The 25,577-nt window shown below is 48.7% G+C and carries 21 protein-coding genes; 15 read left to right on the top strand and 6 right to left on the bottom strand.

All coding sequences use genetic code 11. The features are described 5' to 3' along the window. Window positions 1–852 precede the first annotated feature (852 nt). Together AUC31_RS12440 and AUC31_RS12435 are read right to left on the bottom strand one after the other, a co-directional pair. Complete coding sequence (locus AUC31_RS12440) at window positions 853–2,418, bottom strand: ABC-F family ATP-binding cassette domain-containing protein (protein WP_058382878.1); 1,566 nt, start codon at window positions 2,416–2,418, stop codon at window positions 853–855. A gap of 37 nt (window positions 2,419–2,455) precedes the next feature. After that, window positions 2,456–2,638, bottom strand: coding sequence for an SE1832 family protein (locus AUC31_RS12435; RefSeq protein WP_058383796.1), 183 nt, complete (start codon window positions 2,636–2,638; stop codon window positions 2,456–2,458). A gap of 159 nt (window positions 2,639–2,797) precedes the next feature. On the opposite strand from AUC31_RS12435, the gene AUC31_RS12430 reads away from it, so the two are divergent. The 13 genes from AUC31_RS12430 (at window position 2,798) to AUC31_RS12370 (ending at window position 18,269) form a co-directional block, all read left to right on the top strand. After that, window positions 2,798–4,621 (top strand): cation:proton antiporter, encoded by a 1,824-nt coding sequence (locus tag AUC31_RS12430; RefSeq protein WP_058382879.1) that lies wholly within the window; start codon window positions 2,798–2,800, stop codon window positions 4,619–4,621. A gap of 154 nt (window positions 4,622–4,775) precedes the next feature. Then, window positions 4,776–5,345: an NADPH-dependent FMN reductase gene (locus AUC31_RS12425; RefSeq protein WP_058382880.1), complete on the top strand. Its 570-nt coding sequence runs from the start codon at window positions 4,776–4,778 to the stop codon at window positions 5,343–5,345. Window positions 5,346–5,857: 512 nt separating this feature from the next. Next, complete coding sequence (locus AUC31_RS12420) at window positions 5,858–8,017, top strand: DNA topoisomerase III (protein ID WP_058382882.1); 2,160 nt, start codon at window positions 5,858–5,860, stop codon at window positions 8,015–8,017. A 14-nt stretch (window positions 8,018–8,031) separates the two neighbouring features. After that, complete coding sequence (ybaK, locus tag AUC31_RS12415) at window positions 8,032–8,520, top strand: Cys-tRNA(Pro) deacylase (RefSeq protein WP_058382883.1); 489 nt, start codon at window positions 8,032–8,034, stop codon at window positions 8,518–8,520. Between the two features lie 55 nt (window positions 8,521–8,575). Next, window positions 8,576–9,220: a YczE/YyaS/YitT family protein gene (locus AUC31_RS12410; protein ID WP_058382884.1), complete on the top strand. Its 645-nt coding sequence runs from the start codon at window positions 8,576–8,578 to the stop codon at window positions 9,218–9,220. A gap of 161 nt (window positions 9,221–9,381) precedes the next feature. After that, window positions 9,382–10,017, top strand: coding sequence for a class I SAM-dependent methyltransferase (locus tag AUC31_RS12405; RefSeq protein ID WP_058382885.1), 636 nt, complete (start codon window positions 9,382–9,384; stop codon window positions 10,015–10,017). 13 nt (window positions 10,018–10,030) lie between these two features. Beyond that, a complete protein-coding gene (locus AUC31_RS12400; protein ID WP_058382886.1) occupies window positions 10,031–10,504 on the top strand; it encodes an S-ribosylhomocysteine lyase in 474 nt (157 codons plus the stop codon). A gap of 11 nt (window positions 10,505–10,515) precedes the next feature. Continuing rightward, entirely contained in the window at window positions 10,516–11,451 is a 936-nt protein-coding gene (locus tag AUC31_RS12395) for a PLP-dependent cysteine synthase family protein (protein WP_058382887.1), read from the top strand. Continuing rightward, on the top strand, window positions 11,448–12,581 hold the full coding sequence (locus AUC31_RS12390; RefSeq protein ID WP_058382888.1) for a bifunctional cystathionine gamma-lyase/homocysteine desulfhydrase: 1,134 nt from the start codon (window positions 11,448–11,450) through the stop codon (window positions 12,579–12,581). The genes AUC31_RS12395 and AUC31_RS12390 overlap by 4 nt, the downstream gene beginning before the upstream one ends. Before the next feature lie 245 nt (window positions 12,582–12,826). After that, entirely contained in the window at window positions 12,827–14,938 is a 2,112-nt protein-coding gene (locus tag AUC31_RS12385; RefSeq protein ID WP_058382889.1) for an immune inhibitor A domain-containing protein, read from the top strand. 147 nt (window positions 14,939–15,085) lie between these two features. After that, window positions 15,086–15,544, top strand: coding sequence for a MarR family winged helix-turn-helix transcriptional regulator (locus AUC31_RS12380; protein WP_058382890.1), 459 nt, complete (start codon window positions 15,086–15,088; stop codon window positions 15,542–15,544). After that, entirely contained in the window at window positions 15,541–17,001 is a 1,461-nt protein-coding gene (locus AUC31_RS12375) for a YhgE/Pip family protein (RefSeq protein ID WP_058382891.1), read from the top strand. Before AUC31_RS12380 ends, AUC31_RS12375 begins: the two co-directional genes overlap by 4 nt. A gap of 77 nt (window positions 17,002–17,078) precedes the next feature. Then, window positions 17,079–18,269, top strand: a complete 1,191-nt coding sequence (locus AUC31_RS12370; RefSeq protein WP_058382892.1) for a glycine C-acetyltransferase — start codon at window positions 17,079–17,081, stop codon at window positions 18,267–18,269. 912 nt (window positions 18,270–19,181) lie between these two features. On the opposite strand, the gene AUC31_RS12365 is transcribed toward AUC31_RS12370, so the two are convergent. Beyond that, complete coding sequence (locus tag AUC31_RS12365; RefSeq protein WP_058382893.1) at window positions 19,182–20,384, bottom strand: M20 metallopeptidase family protein; 1,203 nt, start codon at window positions 20,382–20,384, stop codon at window positions 19,182–19,184. A 149-nt stretch (window positions 20,385–20,533) separates the two neighbouring features. Between AUC31_RS12365 and AUC31_RS12360 the strand changes: the two genes are divergently transcribed. Together AUC31_RS12360 and AUC31_RS12355 are read left to right on the top strand one after the other, a co-directional pair. Further along, window positions 20,534–21,658 (top strand): mandelate racemase/muconate lactonizing enzyme family protein, encoded by a 1,125-nt coding sequence (locus AUC31_RS12360; RefSeq protein ID WP_058382894.1) that lies wholly within the window; start codon window positions 20,534–20,536, stop codon window positions 21,656–21,658. Further along, complete coding sequence (locus AUC31_RS12355; RefSeq protein WP_058382895.1) at window positions 21,655–23,067, top strand: YfcC family protein; 1,413 nt, start codon at window positions 21,655–21,657, stop codon at window positions 23,065–23,067. Before AUC31_RS12360 ends, AUC31_RS12355 begins: the two co-directional genes overlap by 4 nt. 45 nt (window positions 23,068–23,112) lie before the next feature. Here AUC31_RS12355 and AUC31_RS12350 read toward each other — a convergent pair whose 3' ends face one another. Genes AUC31_RS12350 through AUC31_RS12340 form a run of 3 tightly spaced genes read right to left on the bottom strand, consistent with a single transcriptional unit; the run spans window position 23,113 to window position 25,400 of the window. Continuing rightward, window positions 23,113–23,862 carry an amino acid ABC transporter ATP-binding protein gene (locus AUC31_RS12350; RefSeq protein ID WP_058382896.1) on the bottom strand — a complete coding sequence of 250 codons (750 nt, stop codon included), beginning with the start codon at window positions 23,860–23,862 and terminating at the stop codon, window positions 23,113–23,115. A gap of 31 nt (window positions 23,863–23,893) precedes the next feature. Beyond that, window positions 23,894–24,595: an amino acid ABC transporter permease gene (locus AUC31_RS12345; protein WP_058382897.1), complete on the bottom strand. Its 702-nt coding sequence runs from the start codon at window positions 24,593–24,595 to the stop codon at window positions 23,894–23,896. After that, window positions 24,582–25,400 carry an amino acid ABC transporter substrate-binding protein gene (locus AUC31_RS12340; protein ID WP_058382898.1) on the bottom strand — a complete coding sequence of 273 codons (819 nt, stop codon included), beginning with the start codon at window positions 25,398–25,400 and terminating at the stop codon, window positions 24,582–24,584. Before AUC31_RS12340 ends, AUC31_RS12345 begins: the two co-directional genes overlap by 14 nt. Window positions 25,401–25,577 lie beyond the last annotated feature (177 nt).

Below are 25,577 nucleotides of genomic sequence, written 5' to 3'. Positions count from 1 at the left end.
CTTGCCGTGGGGCGGGTGTTGAGCCAACGTGCCGCAAAGGACGCGACACGATTGTCTCGCCAGCCCGCGCGGTCCCACAGGCGTCAGCCCCCTTCCACTTCGTCTCTAGTTTTAGAGGGGAAGAAAACTTCTTCTGTCCATTCGATAGAAAATGAGGAAATGCTTCATGTTTTGTAGCTCAAGTTATCTATAGTCTGGAGAGGCTAGTTAGTTCCGATCCAGCAACAAAATTTTTGGCTGAAGCACCGACGTACCAGACGCTGCATCCTGGGAAGCGATTCCCCCACTAGCCGGCAACTCGTACAGAAGCAGATCTGATTAAACGCACCCAAATCAATGAGATCTTCAAGCCGACCAGCGTAAAGGGGTGAGCCGATGCCGTAAGACAGGCGTTCTTCCTGGCTTGCGGCAAGAGGCCAACCCAAAGCATGGCGGCGATTAATGAGCTGATGTAAGAATAGAATGCAGGAACGATTCCACAATCATATTCCAATAGCTTAATAGAAACTAGACCAGGGAAGCGATTTCCCCGCTAGCCGGCAACTACCTAAAGAAGCAGATCTATTTAAATGCACCTGAATCAATGAAATCTTCAAGCCGACCAGCGTAAAGGGGTGAGCCGATGCCGTAAGACAAGTGTTCTTCTTGGCTTATGGCAAGAGGCCAACCCAAAGCATGGCGGCGAATACTAGCAAGAAACGCCAATCGAACATCGGAACGATTCCACAATCAAACTCTCGCTCTCTTTTTCTATTATTCATTCGCGCAGAGCTTTCTTATAAACCCTTTATATCCAACTAAAAAACCCGTTGCACACAAAATTTCATGTGTGCAGCGGGTTTTTGGTTTGGTTTACTCTTGAGTTTGCTTACCGGCTTCGATCCAGTCTTCCACGTTCCATACTTTTGTGGCTAGGCCGTCGTAGAAATCCGGTTCGTGGCTGACGAGAACGATTGTGCCTTTATAAGCTTGCATCGCACGCTTGAGTTCAGCTTTCGCATCGATGTCCAAGTGATTCGTCGGTTCATCAAAGATCAGCCAATTGCTTTCTTCGAGCATCAATTTGCACAAGCGCACTTTTGCTTGCTCGCCACCGCTCAATTGGTTCATCGGGCGGCCGATGTGTTCGCTCTTTAAGCCGGTGCGGGCAAGGGCGCCGCGCACTTGACCCTGGTCCATCGAAGGATAGGCATCCCAGATTTCATCGATCGGGCGATGCGTCGGGGCTTTGACTTCCTGTTCGAAATAGCTAGGCGTCAAATATTCACCGCGGATGACGTCTCCGTCGAGCGGCTTGATCTTGCCGAGCATCGTCTTGAGCAAAGTCGATTTCCCGACACCGTTCATGCCGACGAGCGCGATTTTTTCGCCGCGTTCGATCATGAACGATAAAGGCGGCAATAAAGGCTTGTCGTAGCCGATGCGCAACGCTTCCGCTTCGACAACATAGCGGCTTGGGCTGCGTGTTTCTTTAAAGGCGAATTGCGGTTTGGCCGCCATTTCCGGCTTTTCGATGCGGTCCATGCGGTCCAATTGCTTCTGGCGGGATTTTGCGCGTCCAGTAGTCGAAGCGCGCGCTTTGTTCTTCGCGATAAAGGTTTCGGTTTTCTTGATCATGTCTTCTTGTTTTTCGTAAGCTTCGAGATGTTGCTTTTTTGCCAATTCCGCAAGCTCAATGAACTTTTCGTAAGAGGCAGTGTAGCGGTTTAAACGGGAGAATTCCAAGTGGAAAATAACCCCAGTCACTGAACTCATGAATTCCGTATCATGCGAAATGAGCAGGAAAGCATGCGGATAGTTTTTCAAGTAATTGACGAGCCACTGGATATGTTCTTCATCCAGATAGTTGGTCGGCTCATCTAGCAATAACACTTTCGGTTTTTCCAGCAATAGCTTTGCTAATAAAAGCTTTGTCCGCTGCCCGCCTGAAAGCGATTCGACGCTGCGCTCAAGCCCGATAGCATCGAGCCCGAGCCCGCGTGCGATTTCTTCCACTTTGACATCCAAAGTATAGAAATCACCGGCATCCAGTGCATCCTGCACTTCGGCCATCTGTTCGAGCAAAGTTTCGAGCTGTTCCGGATCGGCTTCGCCCATTTGCATGGCGATATCGTTCAATTCTTTTTCTTTTTCATAAAGCGGCAAGAAAGCATCCTGCAAAGTTTGGCGGATGGTGCGGCCTGGTGCCAGCTGTGTGTGCTGGTCCAAATAGCCGTAATGGGTCTTTGGCTGCCATTCGACTTTTCCTTCGTCATGGATTTGCTTGCCTGTCAAAATATTCATCAGTGTCGATTTTCCGACGCCGTTTGCCCCAACGAGCCCAACGTGTTCCCCTTCGACTAAACGAAAAGAAATATCATTGAATAGGGTACGGTCACCGAATGTGTGGCTCAAGCTTTCTACTGTTAATAAACTCATGTATATGTTCCTCCACTTTCCATAAAAAAAACCGCGGTTAAAGTTCCGCGAGTTTTTTGTTTAATTCCGCAAGACGCTGTTCCATTTGTTCAAGCCGTTCTTCGGCTTTGTCGACCATTTTCGTGTGGCCGGTCGTTTCCAATTTTTCAATATCACCCTGTTGGCGTACGTAATCGCTCTTCAGTTCGGCGATGGCGTATTCGATTTCCTGCTTGTTCAACAAAATCACCCTAGTTTTTCTCTGTATTGTACCACAACTAGAGAAAATTTAAATGGATACGCTTGGCTTCTCGCTTTCATTGCGCACTACTACTCCGATATAATAACAAAAAATGAAAAAAGGAAGTGAGATGCCATCGACAGTTTATTGTTCGATATCATGTTAATTATTTTCCTCGGCGTTCTGTCACAATGGATCGCCTGGCGTCTCCGCCTTCCAGCGATTGTGTTGATGTCGATTGCCGGGTTGTTGATTGGCCCAATATTTGGCGTGATTTCCCCGGAAGAGAGTTTTGGGGATTTATTCCGGCCGCTCGTGTCGCTTGCGGTTGCCATCATCTTGTTTGAAGGCAGCTTGAACTTGAATTTCAAGGAGATCCGCGGATTCAGTAAGCCGGTATGGCGGATTGTTACATTCGGTGCTTTGCTTGCCTGGGCAGGAGGGACTTTAGCTTCCCATTATGTCGCTGGCCTTTCATGGGCGGTGTCATTTGTCATCGGAGGCTTATTCATCGTGACAGGGCCGACCGTCATCATGCCTTTGCTTCGACAAGCTAAGCTAAAAGCCCGGCCTGCCGCCTTATTGAAATGGGAAGGCATCATCGTCGACCCGTTTGGTGCATTATTGGCTTTGTTTGCATTCCAATTCGTATTATTTGCAGAAGGGGATGTCACCGCTGCTGCATTCGGGCTGTTCTTCCTCGCGGCGCTTTTCGCGACCGTACTCGGTGCAGCAGCAGGGCTCGGGATGGGCTGGATGTTCGAGCGCGGCCAAATTCCGGAATTTTTAAAATCGCCGATGGTGTTCGGCGTGGTGTTATTGACGTTTGTGATCTCGGACATTGTAATGCATGAGACCGGTTTACTTGCGGTAACAGCAATGGGGATGGTCATGGCCAATATGAACATTACCTCCATCAACGATATGCGGCATTTTAAAGAGACGATGTCCATTCTGTTGATTTCCAGTGTCTTCATGATGCTGACGGCTTCACTCAGCATGGAGGTGCTGTTTGAAATTTTCAATTGGTCTATTATTTCGTTTGTACTGGTCATGCTGTTTATTGTCCGTCCGTTGTCCATTTGGGTGTCGACCATCGGCACCGACTTGAGCTGGCAGGAAAAAGCCTTGGTCGGATGGATCGCCCCACGAGGCATTGTTGCACTGACTGTATCGGGTTATTTCGCCAGCGTCTTATTGGATGCCGGCTTTGAAGATGCGGAACTATTGACCGCGTTGACCTTTGCGCTCGTGTTTTCTACAGTTGTTGCGCATGGATTTTCCATTACATGGGTCGGCCGCAAATTGGGTCTCGCTTCAGCGGAAGATCCGGGAATCATCATTATCGGGGCCAGCCGATTCACGACTGCGATGGCGAAAGCCCTTTACGATATGGATAAAAACGTGTTGCTCGTCGATGATTCCTGGGGCCGCCTGCAAAAAGCGCGCCAAATCGGTATTAAGACTTATGTCGGGAATATCCTTTCCGAGCATACGGAATATGAAGTGGATTTAACGCCTTACGAGAAAATGATTGTCGCTTCAGAAACGGATTCATTCAATGCGCTTGTCGTCAATAACTTCGTCCCGGAAATGGGGCGCATCAATTTGTTCCAGACGGCACTTCACCAAGGAGATCCTGCTGATTTCCACTCCTCATTGAGCGGGCGTATTCTTTTCACCGAAGATTGGAACATCCACGTGCTTGATGAAAAAGAAGAACAAGGCTACGCTATCCGTTCGACGAAATTGACCGAGCGTTTCACATATGAAGAATTCAATCAGAGATGGTCCGCCAATACGATTCCATTATTCATTGAAACGGCACAGGGCAATATTGAGTTCTTCACATCCGACAAAGTACTGGAGCCGAAGCAAGGCGATACCATCATTAGCTTCACGGGGCCGGAGCGTGATTCCGACCGCATCCAGGAGCGCCTGGAAACAAAACGCATCAAAAAGGATTCTCAGACTAAAGAATGAAATCTTCCATTATAAGTCCTATCGATACGCACGAGGAATGTGTCTTTGCTATGATAAACAATAGCTGCAGCATGCACTGCACCAGATCAATCAATAGGAAAAGGCAGTGGAAATCCGCTGCCCGCTTATACGTAGTCAAGGAGGATTCAGGATCATGAAGATTTTATTAGTGGATGGAACAATACTGGGGCGCAAGACCGGCGCCGTATTGGAACAGATCAAAGTCTATCTCGAGCGAGAGAATCCGGAGATGGAATTGAGTATTTTGAGCATGAGCGAATATGAACATCAATTCGTGGATGGCCGTCCGAACGCAGAATACAACGACAGCATGCGTGAAATGGTACAGCGTTTTGAAGAAGCGGATGGCTATATCATCGCGTCGCCCATTTTCCAAGGGTCGATTCCAGGTGTCTTGAAAAATGCATTCGATATGCTGCATCCGCGGACAATGCGCTACAAACCGGTGTCTATCGTCGCGAATGGCGGCACGTATCAGCATCATTTGGTCATCGAGAATCAGCTGAAACCGATTCTTGATTATTTCCGTTGCCTCGTGACGCCGAACTACGTCTACACGCATACGAGCCATTTCGATGACACGAACGCCATCATCAATGACGATGTCCATGACCGCCTGCGCGAACTAGCTCGCGTATTTGTGCAATATGCAGAAATGAGCACCCACCTTTCAAAAGATACACTCGATATCGATGACCATTAAGAAAAAACCTCCCTCGGGAGGTTTTTTTATGGAGTGTTAAAGGAGTCTATTAAGTCAGTTATGAATTAAAAGAGGATAACCTTTTCGATATTTAAAAATCAATGACCTATCTAAGTATTTGGAGAAGCGTTCGCTCACTTCTTTTTTTGTCAGCATACACCGGTTCGCTAGGATTGAGTAGTCAAAAAAACGACAGTGAAGCGGAAGGCGGCGACTCCTGCGGGAGCAGTGACGGAGCTTTGCGACGGAGCGACGCGAGCCGAAGACCCTGCAGGAGCGCCAGCGACGAAGCGGCTGAGGCCGTGCCCGCGGAAAGCGTCCGGCTGGAGCGAAACGCAAAAAAGCTGCTAAGGTTTCTCGACAAGCTGAGAAAAAACCTCCCTCGGGAGGTTTTTTCACGGCCGAAATACTGGAGTTAATTGAAAAAGACATAAGGCCGATCGAATGCGCTTCCTCCACAAGGACGGGGAGAAGATGCTATACTAGACGCTGTAGAAAAGGGGTTTTAGCTTATGAAATCAGTAGTTCTTGCAGAAAAGCCATCCGTTGCGCGCGATATTGCGCGAGTGCTCGGATGCTCCCAAAAGGGAAACGGCTTTCTAGAAGGCAAACAATATATCGTCACGTGGGCACTCGGCCATTTGGTGACGCATGCACAGCCGGAACAATACAATAACGACTTGAAAGAATGGAAGATGGAAAGCCTGCCGATTCTTCCGGAGCCGTTCAAATTGGTGCCGATCAAACAGACCATGAAGCAGTACAATGCAGTGAAAGCGCAGCTCAATCGCAGCGATGTAAAGGAAGTCATCATCGCGACCGATGCAGGGCGTGAAGGGGAACTCGTTGCCCGCTGGATTTTAGAGCAAGCGAAAGTCAATAAGCCGGTGAAGCGGCTATGGATTTCCTCTGTCACCGATAAAGCGATCAAAGATGGTTTCCAAAACTTGAAAGATGGCAAAGCGTATGAAAACTTGTTCCAGGCAGCGGTCGCCCGCGCCGAAGCCGACTGGGTCGTCGGAATCAACGCGACGCGCGCATTGACAGTGAAGCATAACGCGCAATTATCGACAGGACGCGTACAGACGCCGACGCTTGCGATGATTGCACAACGCGAACAGGATATCCGCAACTTCCAGCCGAAACCTTATTACGGCCTTCAGGCAATCAGCGACAATGCCTCATTCACCTGGACGGACGGGAAATCGCCGCAGAGTTTCGATAAAGAGCGGATCGACCGTTTATTCGCCAAACTCGATACGGCGAATAAAGGCAAGGTGACAGATGTCAAAGTTACGCCGAAAAAACAGCCGGCGCCGCCATTGTTTGATTTGACCGAATTGCAAAAAGAAGCGTACAAACGCTATAGCTGGTCCGCCAAAGAAACGCTCAATACCTTGCAGAACCTTTATGAACGCTATAAAATCGTCACTTATCCGCGTACGGACTCGAAGCATTTGACGAGCGATATGAAAGGAACCTTAAAAGAACATATCAAGGCTGTGCAGGTCGGGGAATACCGTTCGCTGGCAAACGCGGCATTGAAAAGTGCAGGAGTTCCGCAAAAAGGCGTCATCGACGATGCGAAAGTATCGGATCACCATGCCATTATCCCAACTGAAGAAACGCCAATGCTTCATGAGCTCAGCGACAAGGAGTACAAATTGTACGATATGATCGTCCGCCGCTTCCTGGCCGTCTTCCTGCCACAGCATGAGTATGACCGGACGACCGTTACGCTCGATGTCTTAGGTGAAACATTCCAGGCAAAGGGCAATACGATCCGCAATGATGGCTGGAAGCGTGTCTATAACGACGCCGGCGAAGAAGGCGAGTCGACGTTGCCGCCATTCGAACAAGGACAGGCCGTGGAATTGAAAGGCATCACCTTGACTGAAGGCAAAACCAAGCCGCCTGCATTTTTCAATGAAGGAACTTTGCTTGGGGCGATGGAAAATCCGGCCCAGTTCATGGCGGGAGAATCGAAAGCGCTGATCCAGACGCTCGGCGAAACAGGGGGCCTTGGAACTGTCGCCACGCGTGCCGACATTATCGACAAATTATTCAATAGCTTCCTCATTGAGAAAAAAGGCAAAGACTTGACGATTACGTCGAAAGGGCGCCAGCTATTGGAGCTTGTGCCAGAAGATTTGAAATCACCGAAATTGACGGCGGATTGGGAAACGCAATTGACCAAAATCGCCAAAGGGCAGCTCAAGAAAGAGCAGTTCATGAAAGAAATGGTCGCGTTTTCGAAAAAGTCGGTAGCTGAGATCAAGTCCAGCGACCAGAAATTCAAACACGATAACATCACCGGCAAAATGTGCCCAGACTGCGGCAAGCCGCTCCTTGAAGTGAATGGAAAACGCGGCAAGATGCACGTGTGCCAAGACCGCGAATGCGGATTCAAGAAAAACGTCTCGATGCAGACAAATGCCCGCTGCCCGAATTGCCATAAACGCATGGACATGGTCGGCGATGGCGATAATAAAATGTTTGTCTGCAAATGCGGACACCGTGAAAAATTATCAGCATTTGAAAAACGCAAAAAAGCAGGACAATCGAAAGCGAACAAGAAAGATGTTAATAAGTATTTGAAGAAACAGGACGAGCCGCCTCAAAACACGGCAATGGCCGATGCCTTGAAGAAACTGCTCGAGCAAAACGACTGACAGGAGGGGGCAAGGTGGCGAAAAAAGCAGCAAAAACCAACGCCGCACGTATATTGGACCGTGAAAAAATCGATTATGAGCCGCTTCAGTACAGCACCGATGATGGGAAAATCGACGGGGTATCAGTAGCAGCGAAGATCGGAGTGCCTGTAGAAACTGTCTATAAGACACTTATCGCAGTGGGCTCTTCAAGGGACCATTATGTATTTCTTGTGCCAGTCGCAGAAGAGCTGGATTTAAAAATGGCCGCAAAAGCTTGCGGCGAAAAGAAAATCGAGATGGTCACGGTGAAGGAGATTTTGCCGCTCACGGGTTACGTGCGTGGGGGCTGTTCTCCGCTTGGTATGAAAAAGCCTTTTAAGACATTCGTCGCCCAACAAGCCTCTCGGTTGAATGCCATCATCGTTTCTGCTGGAAAAGTCGGTGCACAGTTGAAACTGGAACCGAAAGATTTACTGAAAGCCACACAAGGTGAATTTGCGGAATTGACGGCGAAGCCGTAAATGTTTCCTGTCCGCTGATTCGGCGCATAGGATTCAGAAGAAAGAAGGATTAAGGATGAAAGTATCTATGTATTACCGGTGGCTGTTTTTCCTGTCCGGCATGATGTTGCTGGGTCTTGGAATCTCCATGACCATCAAAGGCTACCGTCTCGGCATCGGGCCGTGGGACGTTTTGCATGTCGGCTTGTACGAGAATTTCGGCCTGACCATCGGCACTTGGTCGATCATTGCAGGGTTTACACTGATCAGCACTACGTCCCTCGTGCGCAGAAGGTGGCCGCAGTTCGGGACATGGCTTAATATGCTGTTGATCGGTTTGTTTATTGATTTATTCAATTTTCTTCTCCCGGACATCCATTCGCTAATCGGGCAAATCCTGATTTTTATAGCGGGTATTTTCGTGATGGGCTATGGTGTCGGCATGTACGTCTCACCGAAAATGGGCGCCGGCCCGCGGGATGACTTGATGCTGATTCTGGTTCAGAAAACAGGTTTCAGCGTCAGCACGATCCGCACATCGATTGAAGTGATTGTGGCGCTTCTTGGCTGGATGCTCGGCGGGCCAGTGGGAATCGGAACCGTTGTGAGTGCGCTGTTGATCGGCAGGATTGTACAGAAATCACTCGTGCAATGTGAATCTTTATTGAAATGGCTCATTTTAAAGCATCAAAAAGACGTTCCACCGGTGTTGAAAATATGAAGTTGAAAGGCCTGGCGTATGCTAGGTCTTTTTTGTATGTGATTCTAATGAACCCAGAAAAACCTGGCAGTTGAACTAGACAATAGCATATGTTATAAATAAAACCAAGTAACATTATTGGTTTAGTTTAAAATAACATCTAAGAGAGCGAGAGTGCCGATATGGGAAGAGAATTTGTTGAGATATTTGATGAATGGGTGCACACGTATGATGACTCGGTAAGTGGGCATGACCCAGAATATAAAGCAGTTTTCGAAAATTACCAGGAGATTCTATCGGCGGTCGCGAAGAAAGCTAAGGAGCCAGTCGTGGAATTTGGCGTCGGCACGGGCAATTTGACTTCAGCGCTGCTCCAAGAAGGCCACACCGTAACTGGCATCGAGCCGAATGGCGCCATGCGAAGCGTAGCCGTACAAAAATTTCCTGAGCTCAATATAATGGATGGCGACTTTTTGGCATTTGATTTGCCTCAAAAGCCGAACAGCTTCGTCAGCAGTTATGCCTTCCATCATCTGACGGATGAAGAGAAAGCCCAGGCAATTCAGCAATATGCTGAGCTATTGCCTTCGGGCGGGAAAGTCGTTTTCGCCGATACCGTATTCGAATCAGCTGAGGCCAAACTCGGGCGCATCGTTTACGAAGAAGGGGAAGGCCATGCGAATCTTGTCGAAGACTTGAAGCGCGAACATTATACAACTGTACCTGTATTGGAAATGATTTTTCAGGAACATGGGTTTGACGTTATATTTACACGCTTAAATGACTATGTATTTTTGATCGATGCGACTAAACGATGAGAGGGAGATTCCAATGAAAAAAATGAATGTAGAAAGCTTTAACCTAGACCATACAAAAGTAGCGGCACCTTATGTCCGCTTAGCGGGCGAAAAAACAGGATCAAACGGGGACACCATCAAAAAATACGATATCCGTTTCAAGCAGCCGAACAAAGAACATATGGATATGCCGGGGCTTCACTCACTTGAGCACATGATGGCGGAGCATAGCCGCAACCATTCGGACCAAATTATCGACATCGGGCCAATGGGCTGCCAAACGGGCTTTTACTTGTCAGTTATTAACCACGATGACTACGAAGATATTTTACGCATTCTCGAAGCGACTTTGACGGATGTCATTGCGGCAGACGAAGTGCCAGCATGCAACGAAGTGCAATGCGGCTGGGCAGCAAGCCACAGCTTAGAAGGCGCACACGAGCTGGCTAAAGAAATGCTGGCGAAAAAAGACGAGTGGCGCCAAGTGTTCAAAGAAGAAACGGCATAAGGGGAATCAGCATGGACTACGCAACTGAGATACAGCAATTGATCGGCCGGACGCCGCTCCTGGAGTTGACGCATAGCACGATTCCGAACGGATGCCGGATATTTGCCAAGCTGGAATTTTTCAATCCGGGCGGCAGCGTCAAAGACCGCCTCGGTGTAGCATTGATTGCCGATGCAGAGAAACGCGGAGAACTTAAAGCAGGCGGTACGATTGTAGAGCCGACTGCCGGCAATACAGGTATCGGACTTGCAATTGCGGCAATTGGCAAAGGCTATCGCCTGAAGCTGGTCGTCCCGCAAAAGTTCAGTATGGAAAAACAAACACTCATGCGTGCATTAGGTGCTGAAGTGATTAATACGCCGACCGCTGATGGCATCAAAGGCGCCATTAAAAAAGCGACTGAAATAGCTGAACAAGAAGGCGCGTTCATGCCGGCGCAATTCGCAAACGCCGCCAATCCTGACACCTACGTCCAGACGCTTGGCCCTGAACTCTGGGAGCAGATGGACGGCAAAATCGACGTCTTTGTCGCAGGTGCAGGATCCGGCGGCACGTTTATGGGAACTTCCCGTTATTTGAAAGCGCAAAATCAGGAAATCAAAACCGTCATCGTGGAACCGGAAGGCTCGATTCTAAACGGCGGGGAATCCGGCCCGCATAAAACGGAAGGCATCGGCATGGAGTTGATCCCTCCGTTTATGGATACACAGTATTTTGAGGCCATCCATACGATTACAGATAAAGAAGCGTTTGCAGCCGTGAGTGAGCTTGCACAAAATGAAGGGCTGCTCGTCGGCAGTTCATCAGGCGCTGCATTTGTTGCGGCTTTGCGTGAAGCGCAATCCGCAAAACCAGGCAGCCATATCGCCACGGTCTTTGCCGATTCAAGCGAACGCTATTTGAGCCAGGATATTTACGGAGCTTTTTTTGAGGAGGAACCACAATGAAACCGAAAACTAGATTGATTCACGGCGGAATCTTCGGAGACGAAGCGACCGGCGCTGTCTCGACACCGATTTATCAAGTGAGCACCTACAAGCAGGAAGCTGTGGGCAAGTTCAAAGGCTATGAATATTCACGGACCGGAAATCCGACGCGCCACGCGCTGGAAGAGTTGATTGCGGATGTAGAATACGGTCATGCCGGGTTTGCATTCGGTTCCGGAATGGCGGCCATCTCTTCTGTTATGATGCTGTTTTCAGCAGGAGACCACGTCATCTTGACGGATGATGTATATGGTGGAACGTATCGCGTCATGAATAAAGTGCTAAACCGCTTCGGGCTCGAATTCACGTTTGTTGATACTGGTGATTTGGAGCAAGTAAAAGCTGCCGTACAGGAAAATACGAAAGCGGTCTTTATCGAAACGCCGACCAATCCGTTGTTGAAAGTGACGGATATTGGAGCCGTCGCGACATTCGCTAAAGGGAAGGGGCTGTTGACAATTGTCGACAACACGTTCATGACCCCTTATTTCCAAAATCCGATCTCTCTTGGTGCGGATATTGTCTTGCACAGCGCAACGAAGTATATCGGCGGCCATAGCGATGTCGTCGCAGGGCTAGTCGTTGTCAATACGGCACAACTGGCGGAAGAATTGCATTTCGTCCAGAATTCTGTTGGCGCGATTCTCGGGCCGCAAGATTCGTGGCTATTGATGCGCGGGCTGAAAACGCTCGGCATCCGCATGGAAGAGACCAATACCAACGCCCAGCAAATTGCAGAATTTTTGGATGGGAATGAAGCGGTTGAAGCGGTCATTTATCCGGGACTCGACAGCCATTCCGGCAAAGCCTTAATGGAAAAACAAGCACGCGGCTTCGGAGGAATGATCTCATTTGATGTCGGCAGCAAAGAAAAAGCGGATGACTTGCTGGCCAAACTGAAATACTTTACCTTAGCTGAAAGTCTAGGGGCGGTAGAAAGTTTGATCTCGGTTCCGGCACAGATGACTCATGCATCGATTCCTGAAGACCGACGTGCAGAACTCGGCATCACAGAAGGCTTGGTGCGAATTTCTGTTGGGATTGAAGATGTTGAAGATTTAATAGAAGACTTGCAGCAAGCATTATCATAAATGTTAAAGAAGCGGGCAGCTGCCCGCTTTTTTTAATGGAGTTCTATAGATTTTAATAAAATTAAAAGACTGGTAAATCAGAATATTAATATAATTTACCCATTGAATATACATCTTAGATGTAACCAATATCCTGTATTTCGGGTAGCGAAATAAATAGTTTATCCTATTCTGCAAGAACGCAAGAAGTGGTAATCTTTAGAAAGAAAAAATATTCTGATATTTATGGAAGGAGATACATATTCATGAAAAAAAGCAAGTGGTTCCCTATACTATCAGCGAGCGCATTGGCGCTTTCCCTTTATTCCCCAGCAGCGAGTGCTGCACCAGTCGAGGAGCTGCCATCACTCGGCGCTTGGGATGAGGATCGCTACGGCGAACGCATCGACATCGACCAAGAGCTGAATCGTCTGACAAATGACGAGACATTCCAAAAAGAAGCAGAACAGCGCATCAAAGACCAGGCTGGGTCATTGAATGATGAAACAGCAGACGGTGAAGAAAATGCTGCGGCAAGTGAGCATTTCACTGAAGATCACGGCACGAAGTTGTTCTTGGACCGTAATTTGTCATTTAAAGAATTTACGCTTCGCAGTATCGGCGACAACGTGGAAATATGGGTCGCCAATGATTTAGCGTATGGCCCGGACAATCCGAAACCCGCTGACATTGTCACGCAAGCGCAAGTGGATAAATTGAAAGCAGAATTCGACAGCAACATCTATCCGGTAGCGACCGAATTCTTCGGCACGCCGGATACGTTGGATGGTTCCAAGTCGCCGCTTCCTGGAATGGTCGGTTTGCCTGAAGGGTATTATGAAGGATCCGATAAAGTGATCATGCTCGTCGATAACGTACAGGACGAAGGCTGGAACAATCCGTCCTATCCGTTCTTCGTAGCCGGGTTCTTCTGGCAAACGCTTGAAAACTATACGGACCGCAATATCATCACGATCGATACGAATTCCTGGGAAACACGTCTGGAAAGCACGTTCTTCGGCACGACAATCCACGAGCTTCAGCATTTGATCCAAGCGGATAACGACGGCGCAGAAGAAACATGGCTCAACGAAGGCATGTCAACATTCTCTGAATTCCTCGGCGGCTATGGCCACGGCGAAGGATCGATCAACTTCTATTTGGACCACCCGGAAAACTCGCTCGTCAACTGGGATGAGCATGGAACAGCGGCAACTGGTCCTGAAACGATTGCAGATTACGGACAGGTTTACTTGTTCACTCTTTATATGTACGATAAATTCGGTAAAGAGTTCATCCGTGAACTAGCGACAGACGGCGCGACTCAAGGCATGGCAAGCGTAGATAAGGTACTCGAAGACTACGGCACAGACAAAACATTCACTGAACTATACCAAGATTTCATGACCGCATTGACGCTTGATGACGACACGGTCAGCAAGGATTACAAATTCGACAGCATCGATTTGCGTGAACTGCCAGTCGGTGACGGCGTCCGCGGCAAGACTGTGGACTTCGAGAAAGCAAAAACTTTTGAAAAAGAAGGCGTTCCGGCATGGGGCGGAGACTTTAAGGAATTCGACTTGGACCGCACAGTGCGCGGCATGAAGTTCGACGGCGTGGACTTCCTGCCATTGCAATGGGAAACGGTCGCCAATCCGCTTGACGCTTCTGAGCAAGTGCTTCATGCAAACAATGGCGACGAAGCAGACCAAGCCTTGATCTTCGGGGCAACGGTTCCAACTGAAAACCCGACCTTGAGCTTCGAGCATTATTACAATATCGAAGAGCAATGGGATTTCGCAGCCGTCCAAGTATCTACGGATAATGGCGAAACATGGACATCACTCAAGAACGAAAACACGCGTTCCGATGTAGTGGAAGAAGGCTATCCGACGATCAAAGAAAACGTACCAGGCTTCACAGGTGAGAAAACAAACTGGTCTACTGAAACATTTGATTTGTCGGCATACGCAGGGCAAGACGTGTTGGTCTCGTTCCGCAACATGACGGACTGGGGTTCTAACGAAGCCGGATGGTTCATCAAAGATATCCAACTGGGTGATTTCACGGCAGATGGAACGTCTACAGAGCCATTCCAGTCACTCGGCCAGTTGAAAGGCGAGTATGTCGATTTCACGACGACATTCATCCAAACGAAGAAAAACGGCAAGCAGCGCGTATTTAACATCGATCCGTACAATGTAACGGAAAAAGAAGCGCTCGACTTGCAACAAGTGCTGCGTGAAGGCAATTTGAAAATGATCACTTCGTATGCAGCAGCGCCAGACCAGAAAGAAGCAAAAGAATTCACGTACGAAGTGTTGTACAAAGAAGATAAAAGCAAGGGCAAAGGAAAAGGCAATAACAAAAAGTGAGTAATGAAAAGAGCGGGCAGCTGCCCGCTCTTTTTTTGCTGTATTTTTATAGCTATAGCCACCGTTACAGCAAAGAGCGAAGTAAATACTTGAATATATAGTACAGTGGGTGTACTATGAAAAGAAATAAGTACAGGGGGTATACTAATGTCTCAGGAACTATTCACGGCTTACTCAAAATTCAGTGAAGCCATTTTGGAAGTGAATTCCTATGTAGCGGAGGTATTCGCTAATCATGAAGAGTTAAAAGCCTATTCTCCGCAACAATTGCAGACTCTGCGAATCATCAAAAAAAACCCGGCCGTTTCCCAAAGTGAAATTGCGGATATTCAAGGAGTTTTTAAAACAGCCATCTCCAACCGGATCAAGAAATTGGAGCAAGACGGCTTAATTGCTATATTGACTAATCAGGATCAACGTAAAAAAGCCATTTCAATTACTCAAAAAGGAGCGGAACTTTTAGTGATAAGCGAGACAGTCATTTTTGAAAATCTAAATGATTTGCTGGCTGAACGCTTTACAGGCGATGAAATCATAAAATTCACTAGCCAATTGGATGAAATCGTTAATTGTTTGAAATTGGAAAAGGACGGCGACAAACAATGATTCATGAACTGAAAACAGTCTTCTCGAAAAAAATGCTGATTATCTCATTAATCGCAGTCATGTTTTTACCGGTCATCTATAGCGCTTCGTTTTTGACCTCTATGTGGGATCCATATGGAAAAACGGAGGATCTTCCGATTGCGGTCGTTAATGAAGACCAAGCAGCTGAATTGGAAGGGGAAAGCATTCAAATCGGTGAGGAGATTGTGGCCGAGCTAAAGGGCAACGATGATTTTGAATGGCATTTCGTCGGAAGTGATGAAGCGCATGCAGGTGTGGTCAAAGGGGATTATTATGCGTCCATTACATTGCCTAAAGATTTTTCGAGTAACGCATCCTCACTTTTGACCGAAGAGCCGAAGGAAATGGCTTTGGATGTGGAGACCAATCCAGGCTATAGTTATTCGGGTAAATCGATTGCGGACCAAAGCATTTTGGCTGTGGAAACGGCAGTAGCTTCCGAAGTCCGGGAATTATACACCGAAAAAGTATTTGAAACGGTAAACGACATGAATGAGGGCTATAAAGAAGCTTCATCTGGCGCAGGGAAGTTGGCGGATGGGGCAGACCAGCTTGCAGAATCGGCTGGGCAAGTAGGGGATGGCATGGAAACCCTTGCCGGCCAATTGCCTTCACCGCTGGCTGCAGAGCTGGCCAAACTGGTAGAAGGCAATAAGCAGATAAGCCAAGGCATCAATGAACTGGGAAGTGGATCATCGAGTTTAAGCGATGAGCTTTCCGCAGCGTCGGAAGAAATCTCAGCTTATGCTTTTGAAACGGCAAATGCCAAGCTCATCAGCGAACCAGTGAAGGTAAATAAAGAAACCGTAACGGAAGTCGAAAACTATGGCCAGAGCTTTGCGCCTTATATTATTGCGCTCAGTTTGTTTGTCGGGGCAATCGCTTTTTCCACTATATATCCTTTCCGGACACGTGATCGGGAGTCAGTTACCTTGCTTATTTGGTGGGGCAGTAAACTGTCGGTCATATTCGCTCAAGGAACGTTCCAAGCGGCTTTATTGGCTGTATTCATATTGAAAGTCTTGAATATCCCCGTGGAAAATCTAGGATCTTTCCTGTTGATTCTTTTTGTCATTTCGAATACTTGGATGTTCATCTTGTCCTTTTTGGTTGCTGCATTCGATAAAGTAGGAAACTTCTTGGGGATATTACTGCTGGTTTTGCAGCTTGGTGCCAGTGAAGGGACATTTCCGATCCAATTGACGAATGGCTTTTTCCAAACCGTCCACCCGTATTCCCCAATGACGTATGCAATCAAAGCATTGAGAGAGTCGATTTTTGGCTTTGAAGGAAATGTTCCGTTCGAACAAGCATTGTGGATTCTTGTGGCTATTTTATTGGCGATGATTTTGCTCTTAGGGGCTGTCTATTATTTCCGCTTCCAGAAAGAACGGAAAACAGTATCTGAATTAACGAAAAGAGGAGCGGCCGTCTGAGGCCCGCTTTTTCTTTTGGAAAAAATGACGGTGTGATAAGATGGAGTCAGAATTTGTTTTTTGAAAGGAAGAGGACTGTGTCGAAAAAATTAGATGCGTTTTTGGAAGAAAACTTAACGGAATTGAAAGAACAAGGCCTATATAATGAGATCGATCCGGTAGAAGGCCCGAACGGAGCGATTATAAAAATCGGCGGCAAGGACCTGATCAACTTATCATCAAACAACTACTTGGGGCTTGCAACAGATGAAGACTTGAAGAAAGTGGCGATTCAAGCCATCGAAAAATACGGAGTCGGCGCTGGCGCTGTCCGTACGATCAACGGAACGCTCGACTTGCACGTGCAACTGGAAGAGAAATTGGCTGAGTTCAAAGGAACAGAAGCGGCGATTTCATTCCAATCCGGCTTCAACTGCAATATGGCGGCGATTTCTGCAGTCATGGACAAGAACGATGCGATCCTGTCCGATCAATTGAACCATGCATCGATCATCGACGGTTGCCGCTTGTCGAAAGCGAAAATCATCGCGTTCAAGCACTCTGATATGGAAGACCTTCGCCAGAAAGCGAAAGAAGCGACTGAATCCGGCCAGTACAATAAAGTAATGGTCATCACAGACGGCGTCTTCTCGATGGACGGTGATATCGCGAAGCTTCCAGAAATCGTGGAAATCGCAAAAGAGTTTGACTTGATCACATACGTTGATGACGCGCACGGTTCAGGCGTTACAGGTAAAGGGAAAGGCACTGTGAAGCATTTCGGCTTGGAAAAAGAAGTCGATATGCAGATGGGGACACTCTCGAAAGCAGTCGGCGTTGTCGGCGGCTATGTAGCCGGCAAGAAACAATTGATCGACTGGCTGCGCGTGCGCTCACGCCCGTTCTTGTTCTCGACAGCGGTAACGCCAGGGGACGTCGCAGCGACGACGGCCGCCGTCCAAAAAATCATCGATTCAACAGAACTTCACGATAAGCTATGGGACAACGGCGATTATTTGAAGAAAGGCTTGAAAGAGCTTGGCTTTGATATCGGCGATTCTGCCACGCCAATTACGCCATGCATCATCGGCGACGAAAAATTGACACAGCAGTTCTCGAAGCGTTTGTTCGAAGAAGGCGTCTATGCAAAATCAATCGTCTTCCCAACGGTTCCGCGCGGCACTGGCCGTGTACGCAACATGCCAACAGCAGCACATACAAAAGACATGCTCGACGAAGCGATCGAGATCTACGCAAAAGTCGGCAAAGAACTGAACGTCATCAAGTAATACCACACCCGCACAGCTCATTGAGTTGTGCGGGTTTTTTTGAGCTTATGAAGAGTTAGGACGAGTAGGGGGAGATTGCGCTTCAAGGGGCCTGCAGGATGCAGGTCATGCAGCTGATGCGACAGGACGTCGCGTTTTGAATATGGATAGTGTAGATGTGAGTGGAAGAGATTGCGCTGCAAGGGGCACGCTTGCCGAGGGGCGGGTGTTGAGCCAATGTGCCGCAAAGAACGCGGCACATTTGTCTCGCCAGCCCGCGCGATCCCTCAGGCGTCGGCCCCTTTCCGCTCCATCTCTAGTTTTAGAGAGGAAATGAAATGCATTTGGCACTGGACTTAGTGCGAATAATTTTGTTCTGTTTCGCAAGTCCAAATTGGATAGCTATGGCAACTTCATCACTATCAAGTCTAGCTAAGCGCCCCCCACCAACGGACGCATCCAATCAACAGCGATACTTCCTCGGACGTAAAATCCAATGAAATCTAAAAGCCGAACCGTGCACAAGGGTGAGCCGAAGCAATAAGACAAGTGATTTTCTTGGCTTATTGCGGGAGGCCAGCCCAAAGCGGGAGGCGACTCCTTGGTGAAGAAAAGATCAATGAACAATCCATTTCACTCTCAAGTCCAGCTAGGCGACGATACCAGCGGATGAATCCAATCAACAGCGATACTTCCTCGCAGACAACATTCAATGGAATCGCAAAGCCGAACCGCGCACACGGGCGAGCCGAAGCCATGAGACAAGTGTTCTTCTTGGCTCATTGCGGGAGGCATGCCCAAAGCGGGAGGTGTCTACTTGAAGATGAAGCAACCAATGAACAATCTATCTCGCTCACTTGTCTCACTAGCAGTTTGTTTCGGTTAGCTGACACTAAAATCCCCCTCCAGCGATCAGCTGAAGGGGGATTTGCTTTATGATTCTGTAGAACCGGTTTCTGCTTGCTGGGCATTGAAATAGATGGAAGCGAACACTTTTGCTGTCGTGTTCATCGCGTCTTCATTGAAATCGAAATTTTCGTGGTGGTGCGGATAGACGAGCGCTTCATCTGCCATTTTCGCGCCGATAAAGAAATAAGCGCCAGGCTTCGCTTGTGTGTAATACGCAAAATCCTCGACTGGCATGATCGGGTCGATATCGATGACATTGTCTTCACCGACGACAGGACGAGCCGATATGCGGACGATTTCTGCTGCTTCTGGGTGGTTCCAGAGCGAATCGTAGCCGGTCTCGACAATCACTTCTGCACGTGCACCCATGGCAGCGGCGACGTTTTCAGCGACTGAGCGCACGCGTTCGCTGGCGAGCTTGCGCAGTTCCGGGTCGAACACGCGGATCGTGCCTTCCATGACGGCTTTGCTTGGAATGACATTGTCAGCATCTCCCGCATGGAATTTGCCAATCGACACGACGAGTTCTTTCAGCGGGTCAGCATTGCGGCTGACAATCGATTGCAGGGCGACCATGATGTGGCTCGCGGCAAGGATCGGGTCGATGCCGGTATGTGGTTCGGCGCCGTGGGTTCCGGAGCCGTAGACATTGATTTTGATGGCATCTTCAGAAGCTTGCAGGTAGCCATCGCGAAGGTAAACCTTGCCGGATTCCATTTTGCTCTGGAGATGAGCGCCGAACACGAGGTCGACGCCATCCAAGCAGCCGTCTTCGATCATCGCGCGTGCCCCGCCCGGCGACAGTTCTTCGCCGAATTGATGGATCAGCACAATCGTTCCAGGCAGGTCTTCCTTGATTGACATTATCGCTTTCGCGAAGCCAAGAAGGCCGGCTGTATGGCCATCGTGACCGCAAGCGTGCATCACGCCTGGAATCGTCGATTTATAAGAAACCTCTTTTTGGTCGTCGATCGGCAGCGCGTCAAAATCTGCACGGAACGCGATCGTCTTGCCCGGTTTGCCGCCGCGGATCGTTCCGACGACGCCGCGGCCGCCAACACCCCGGCGCACTTCGACACCCATTTCTTCTAAGCGCTCTGCGATATAAGCCGGAGTTTCCACTTCTTGGTGGGAAAGTTCAGGGTGCATATGGAGATGGCGGCGGATGTCCACCATTTCCTCTTGCAAGGAATCAATCAATACATCGGTTTGTTTTAATAAGCTCATGAATAATAAACTCCTTTATCCTACAAAAATTTTATACACATACTGATGCCATTATACGCCCTATTCCAAAGTGCATCAAAATTATTACGCTATTGCAAAAGTTTTTATAGTATAATCATACAAGACTACTTATAAATGGGGGCTTCATTATGAAAATCACTCAAGCACGATTGCATGCAGTGCGCTTTCCTTTGCATGAACCATTCATCATTTCCTATGCGACTTATCCGGACATGCCGTCTTTGATTCTTGAATTGGAAACGGATAACGGCTTGGTCGGTTACGGGGAAGCGGTGCCGGATGAACATGTGACGGGCGAGTATTTTACGGCGAGCTACGAAGTATTGAAGGAATTATTCCTGCCGGCTGTGATTGGCATGAATCCGTTCGATATTGAAGCAATCCATCATAAGATGAACGGGATTTTGGCGGGCAACCCGGCAGCGAAAGCCGCGGTTGATATCGCTTGCTATGACTTGATGGGGAAAGCTTCGGGACAGCCTGTCTATAATTTGCTCGGTGGACAATCGAAAGAGCATTTATCCTATCCGCGCGTCTTGAGCATCGAGTCGCCTGAAATCATGGCGAAAAAAGCGAAACAGGCCGTCGAAGCGGGATACGGATCGTTAAAACTGAAAGTCGGGGCAGGCAATGCCCAACTGGATGTGGAACGGATCCTGGCGGTGCGTGAGAAAGTTGGCCCAGATATGCCGATTCGTGTGGATGTCAACCAAGGCTGGAAATCAGTCGGGACAGCAGTTGCGGCAATCCGCCAGCTTGAAACGGCAGGACTCAGCTGGATCGAACAGCCGATCCGCATGGGCGATATCCGTGGTTTGGCCGAAGTAAGACAGAAAACAGCCGTGCCGATCATGGCGGATGAGACGGTGCAATCGATGGAAGATTTGCTCGAAATCATCCGTCTCGATGCAGCGGATGTCATCAACATCAAATTGATGAAATGCGGCGGAATTTTCCATGCAGTGCAAATGGCGAAAACCGCAGAAGCGGCGGGCATGCTGTGCCAGATCGGCTCGATGGTGGAATCATCAGTTGCCTCAAGCGCCGGCTATCACGCGGCGATGTCGCGGATCAATATCGAAAGCACAGAACTGACAGGGCCGCTGTTGTTCAGCGAAGAAATTGGCGACTTGAAATACGAGCATCCCCATGTGCTCTTGAGCGGCAAGCCGGGGCTTGGCATTGAAGTGGACCCTGAGAAGCTGAAGAAATTAACGGTCACATCTTGTACGGTAGGAGGCGAGCTTGCATGACGGCAAAACCTCAAAAGTTGAAAAAAAGCGGCGATAAGATTCCGCATACATATGCGATTTTATTTTTAATCATGATCGCGGCGATGGTCGCTTCGTACTTGATTCCAGCAGGGCAATACGAGCGGGAGGAAGTGGATGGGCGCACTGTCGTCATCGACAACTCCTTCGCGGAAGTGGAACAAAGCCCGGTCGGATTCTTTGAATTGTTCAAAGCGATTCCCACAGGGATGTCTGAAGCTTCAAGCATCATCTTCTACATCTTCCTAGTCGGCGGCGCATTTGGCATCATCCGTGCGACTGGTGCGATCGAATCCGGAATCGCGAAAGTAGTCGATCGGCTCGAGAAGCGTGAAAAATGGCTCATCCCGATCATCATGATCCTCTTTTCGATACTTGGTGCCACAATTGGCATGGCGGAAGAAGTCATCATCTTCGTGCCGATCGGCATCGCGGTCGCACGGGCAATCGGTTTTGATGCCATGACGGGTACTGCAATGGTCTCGCTCGGTGCGGCATCCGGCTTTATCGGCGGCATGCTCAATCCGTTCACCGTCGGGATTGCGCAAGGCATTGCGGAATTGCAGATCTTCTCAGGAATCGGCTTCCGCTTCGGGGCGTATATTTTCTTCCTCGGCTTCGCGATCTGGTATGTCATGCGCTATGCAGCGAAAGTGAAAAAAGACCCGACGCAAAGCGTTATCTATGAAATCGAAAAACGTGCACAGAAATCGTCGACAAAAGATCAAGCGGAAGCGCTTGGTGCGTTTAATTGGCGCCACGGCATGGTATTCGTGTTCCTGGCTGTCGGCCTTGGCATCAACGTCTACGGTGTATTCGAATGGGGCTGGTATTTGACGGAACTGGCCGCTTCGTTCGTCATTATTGGCTTTGCGGCAGGGCTTGTCGGCAATTTGGGCGTCAACCGCATGTTCGACGCCTTCGTCGACGGCATGAAATTGGTCGTCTTTGGCGCATTGATCGTCGGGTTTGCCCGTGCGATCCTGGTCATCATGGAGCAAGGCGTCATCATGGATACGATGATCCACGGCTTATCAAGCGTCATCAGCGGCTTGCCGAATGCCTTGACGGTCATCGGCATGTTCTTCACACAAGTGGTCATCAATTTCTTCATTCCTTCTGGAAGCGGCCAGGCGGCAACGACGATGCCGATCATGACGCCGCTGTCGGATCTATTGTCCATCGAACGTCAAGTAGCGGTGCTTGCGTATCAATACGGAGACGGCATCACCAATTCCATCATCCCGACATCCGCTGCGTTAATGGGTTATTTAGCGGTAGCGGGGATCCCTTATGAAAAATGGGTAAAATTTGTTTGGAAATTGGTCGTCGGCTGGCTGTTGATTGCGCTCGTCGCACTCGTCATCGCCGTCATGATCGGTGTATCGTGAATGCAAAAAATCCCCAGTGCTAAGTGCACTGGGGATTTTCTTTGTTTAGATGGTATCCATGTCTTGAATTAAATTCAAGAAGCGTTTCGTGCGTTCTTCCTGAGGACGATTAAACACGTCGTCCGGTGTTCCGCGTTCAACAATTCGGCCGCTATCCATGAACAGCACTTCGTCGGCCGCGCCTTTGGCGAAACGCATTTCGTGGGTCACAACGACCATCGTCATGCCTTCTTGCGTCAAGTCTTTCATGACCTGAAGCACTTCTCCGACAAGTTCCGGGTCGAGTGCTGAAGTAGGTTCATCAAACAGCATGACTTTCGGTTCGAGCGCTAGTGCGCGGGCGATGCCGACGCGTTGTTGCTGGCCGCCTGAGAGCTGGTGTGGATACGAATCGGCTTTATCCGACAACCCGACTTTGTCGAGCAGCGCCAATGCCTTTTCTTTTGCCTGTGCTTTGTCTTTTTTCTGGACGGTGACAGGCCCTTCTAAAATATTATCAAGTGCAGTCATGTGTGGAAACAGATTGTAATGTTGAAACACCATCGCCGATTGTTTACGGAAGGCCATGATTTGTTTTTTTGACATCGGTTTCGAGAAATCAGCGACAAGCCCTCCGATTTCAACCGTTCCATCACTTGGCTTCTCCAAAATATTGAGGCAACGGAGGAAAGTGGTTTTTCCTGAACCGGAAGGGCCGATGACGACGATCGTTTGCCCTTTTTCGACGTCGAGGTCGATGCCTTTCAGCACTTCCAGCTCGCCGAAGCTCTTATGCAAGTTTTTAATTGAAATCATAATAAACTCCTATCTATGGATCGATCTGGATTTAACGGGAAACATAACGGTCAAAGCGGTTTTCCAAGCGTCCTTGTACGAGTGACAACAAGAAGCAAATGATCCAGTAGATCAATGCCGCCTGGCCGTAAAGAAGCAGAAATTCATAATTGGTCGCAGCAATCTGCTGGGCGACACGGAACATTTCCGTCACCAAGATCAACGCGGCAAGAGACGTATCCTTGACTAGGCTGATAAAGGTGTTTGAAAGCGGTGGTACTGAGACGCGCGATGCTTGAGGCAAGATCACGCGCCGCAAAGTTTGGGAATAGGACATGCCGATCGTGTCGGCTGCTTCCCATTGGCCTTTTGGAATCGACAAGATCGCCGCGCGGATGACTTCCGAAGCGTAGGCGCCGACATTCAATGAAAATCCGATGACGGCAGCTGGGAACGGATCGATGGTGACGCCGATCGTCGGCAAACCGTAGAATAGGATGAACAATTGAACGAGCAGCGGAGTGCCCCGGATGATTGAGACATAGACACGCGCAATCCATTGCAGAATCCGGACGGTGGAAATGCGGGCAAGCGCTGTGACGACCGCCAGAAATAGCCCAAGGATAAAAGAAATGACCGAAAGCGGCAAAGTGAATTGCACAGCCGCTTCGATCAAAGGCAAGAAGGAGGACTGGGCAATGTCGCCAAGCCGTTCCAACCGTTCAGGGTTTGAGAAAATACTATTCAAGTACATTTTCGCCGAACCACTTATTGGAGATTTCTTCGTATGTGCCGTCTTCGATCATTTCAGCAAGTGCCTCATTTGCTGCTTCCACGAAGGTGTCATTGCCTTTTCGGAACAATAGCGCGCTTTGCGCTGCATCACCGGATTCATCGACGACTTTAATGCCCGCATCGGGACGCTGGTTTTGGAAGTCAAGAACGGTTAAGTTGTCGTTGACTGTTGCATCGACGCGTCCGGATACCAATAATTCGATTGCCTGGTTAAAGCCCTCAACGCCTTCAAGCTCTGCGCCGTAAGAAGTAGCCGTTTCTGCGTAGTTGCTTGTCAATGACTGAGCCGAGAGTTTGCCTTCCAAATCATCAAAGCTTTGGATTTCTTCGTTGCCTTCAGCTACCACAAGAACTGCGGTTGAAGTGATGTATGGATCTGAAAAATCATAGCTTTCCTGACGTTCTTCGTTAATGCCGACCTGGTTCGCGACCATATCAAAGCGTTCAGCGTCGAGACCTGCAAACATCGCATCCCATTGCGTTTCGAGGAATTCGGCTTCGACGCCGAGACGTTCTGCGACTTCACGGGCGATTTCTACGTCAAACCCTGTCAATTCTCCGCTGTCATCATGGAATGTGAAAGGAGGGTATGTTCCTTCAGTACCGATGACCAAAGTTCCTTCTTCCTGGATTTCAGCGAGCAAGTCCGTTTCGCCTTCTGTGCTGCTCCCTGAGTCTGTGTTGTCTGCGTTATCGGAAGAGCCGCAAGCTGCTAGGAATAATGCAGCTGCACCGATCGGCAAAAATGCCCATTGTTTCTTCATCGATGGTTCCCCATTTCGTTAAATTATTGCCTTTATGGCGTTGTTGTTCTATTTAAGCATAATAAAGCTTACCTGTATAGTAGGTTTAATCGGCTGACTAAAATAAGCAAAAGCCATTGTTTTTTTAAAGAGAACAATTTATAATGACTCTAACGAAAAGCTTGATATGAAAGCATT

The sequence above is a fragment of the Planococcus rifietoensis genome, from assembly GCF_001465795.2.
Taxonomy (GTDB): domain Bacteria; phylum Bacillota; class Bacilli; order Bacillales_A; family Planococcaceae; genus Planococcus; species Planococcus rifietoensis.
This window is presented reverse-complemented; position numbering and strand designations above follow the sequence as displayed.